At 55.5% G+C, this 2,463-nt stretch carries 3 protein-coding genes; all 3 read right to left on the bottom strand.

The genetic code is table 11. The features are described 5' to 3' along the window. Nucleotides 1–73: 73 nt before the first annotated feature. Nucleotides 74–1,105 carry an anthranilate 1,2-dioxygenase electron transfer component AntC gene (antC, locus tag ACRESJ_RS06540; RefSeq protein WP_431757186.1) on the bottom strand — a complete coding sequence of 344 codons (1,032 nt, stop codon included), beginning with the start codon at nt 1,103–1,105 and terminating at the stop codon, nt 74–76. Between the two features lie 18 nt (nt 1,106–1,123). Then, on the bottom strand, nt 1,124–1,612 hold the full coding sequence (antB, locus tag ACRESJ_RS06535; protein ID WP_431757185.1) for an anthranilate 1,2-dioxygenase small subunit: 489 nt from the start codon (nt 1,610–1,612) through the stop codon (nt 1,124–1,126). Between the two features lies 1 nt (nt 1,613). Further along, a partial coding sequence (locus ACRESJ_RS06530; RefSeq protein ID WP_431757184.1) for an SRPBCC family protein occupies nt 1,614–2,463 on the bottom strand: 850 nt, incomplete at its 5' end.

Below are 2,463 nucleotides of genomic sequence, written 5' to 3'. Positions count from 1 at the left end.
GATCAGCAGCGTCGGTGGATGATGAAAAAAGCACAGGAATATCTGGTCTGCACCAGATATTCCTCATGCAATCTCAATGCTTGGAATTGCTCTCGATGAACTTTTCGTAATACATCTGGAACCGCTCAATCTTCTGATCGCTGAACCAGGTTTTAACCGCTTCGACCATCGGCGGGGGACCGCACAGGTAAATGTCGAATGGATTGGCTTCGAACGACTGGCGGTCGAAGTGATCAGGAATCCAGCCGGTTTTACCTTTCCAGTGTTCTGATGGTTTCGACACCACCAAGTGATAATCAAAGTTCGCGATTTTATCGCGATAATCAGCCAGGCGTTGAGTTTCGCAGAGGTCATTATCCTGCGTGACGCCATAGAACAGTTGGATCGGGTGTCCGCAACCACCTTGTTCGGCAATGGTATCCAGCATTCCGAGGAATGCCGACAGGCCGGTTCCTCCTGCCACCAGGACGAGAGGCTTACTGACCTGGCGTAGATAAAAGCTACCCAAAGGCGCCTCGAACTCGAGCACTTCTCCCGGGCGGCAATGCTCACGGATGAAGTTGCTCATCACTCCATCAGGCAACAGCCTGATGAGAAACTGAAGCTGGTTATCGGGGTTGGGTCGGTTGGCAAATGAGTAGGAGCGCCACTCATCGGTACCAGGTACATGCAGTCGAGCGTATTGCCCCGGAAGAAAATCCAATTGCCGGGAGTGGGAGCAAGCATCCAGATGAAGGATCGCCGTGGTGGCCGAAACCTGCTCCACACCGGTAATCACCGCTTGCAATAACTGGGTGGCTCCAGCGTTGCACAAGCTCGAATCGAAGTCGAAATAGAACGAGGCATCCGATTGCACGCGGGTCTGGCAAGAGAGCATCTTGCGTTGCGCCAGATCCTGTTCGGACAGGGCCTCGTCATCGACGTAATCTTGAGTGTATCGGCCTGATTCGCAGCGCCCCTGGCAGGTCCCGCAAACTCCTTCGCGACAGTCCAGCGGGATGTTCACGCCATTGCGCAGCGCGGCGTCGAGCAGCAACTCGTTTGGCTTGACCTCGAAGAACGAGGTCTTGCCGTCGGCGAAGCTGAAAGCGACTTTATGATTCATGACAGCGTGCTCCGCAGCTCACAGGTGATAGAAATCAAGCACCGAGTTGATGGTGTCGTTGAGCAATACGATGTGCTTGCGAGTGATCTTCCAGCTGTCCGCGACGGGTTTGAGGTGGTAGGTCACATGACCGTAGAACTGCTCGGACAACCCTTGTCGCGTGAAGAGCGTGACCCAGGCTGCCTTGACTTCAAGCAGCCCGTTATCGAGTTCGTTGATGCGCACATTGCTGATTTGATGCAAGGTGCGCGGCATCGGCGTTGAAGCCGCCGACTTACCCGTGCGCAAACGAAACACGCGATCTTCCAGGCCGGAGCGGTTCGAGTAGTAAATCAGCGACATGCTGCGTTTGGGGTCGGTGGTGTACACATGCTCCGACTCCCATTGCGGCAGGTGGAACTCACTCTGCTCATCAAACAGGGCGATATAGGCGTCCCAGTCCTGTTGATCACACAGCTCGGCTTTACGGTAGAGAAATTGTTCGATGGAATACTGTAGTGCGCTCATTTCACACCTCCTTCAACTTCAGGGCTTTTTGTTCCAGACCTTGCAAAAGGAAGCGCTGCCAGGATCCGTGCTGATTGATGTAGAGCCCTTCATGGGTGAACTCGGTGCCGGTCAGTACCGGGTTGATACCCAGAACCTCGCTGTTGGGGGTGGGACCTTCGACCCACTTTTCACTGCCGCGGGACACTTCGTTCCAGCGCTCGAGGCGCGCCTGGAATCCGCGCTGGGCTTCGCGAAACTCAACCAGGTCGTCCGGGGTTCCCATGCCGGAAACGTTGAAGAAATCCTCGAACTGGCGAATCCGGTTTTCTCGGTCGGCGTCGGATTCACCCTTGACGCCGATGCACTGGCTGGTGATCTCTGTCTTGTTCCAGGCCACCGGGCGCACGATACGCAGCTGTGAGCTGATTTGATCCATGAAGAACAGGCTTGGATAGATGTTGAGGTTGCGCAGGCGGTGCATCATCCACTCGGCTTGCTGCTGGCCGTATTCCTCGATCAGACGCGGCATGACAGTGGCATAACCGGCGCGCACCGTTGGATTAGGCATGTCGCTGAACAAGAGGCTGTGGCCGTTCTTGAACGAGAACCAGCCGTCGTCGGTTTCTGCATCGCCGGCGCCCAGTTTGCTGTAGTCCAGAGTGTCGGCGACGCCGCCATTGGCGGCATTGACTTGTTGGCGGTGTTGTACCGTGGAGACGTAGTTGTAGTGCACGGTGCTGACGTGATAACCGTCCAGACCGTTTTCGTGCTGCAGCTTCCAGTTACCGTCGTAGCTGTAGGTCGATTTGCCGGGCAATATTTCCAGTTCGCCCGTAGGGGATTGCGCGACCATCATGTCGAAGAACACT

The sequence above is a fragment of the Pseudomonas sp. genome (assembly GCF_050739655.1).
GTDB lineage: Bacteria > Pseudomonadota > Gammaproteobacteria > Pseudomonadales > Pseudomonadaceae > Aquipseudomonas.
The sequence above is the reverse complement of the archived record's forward strand: the minus strand, read 5'-3'. Positions and strand labels throughout refer to the sequence as shown.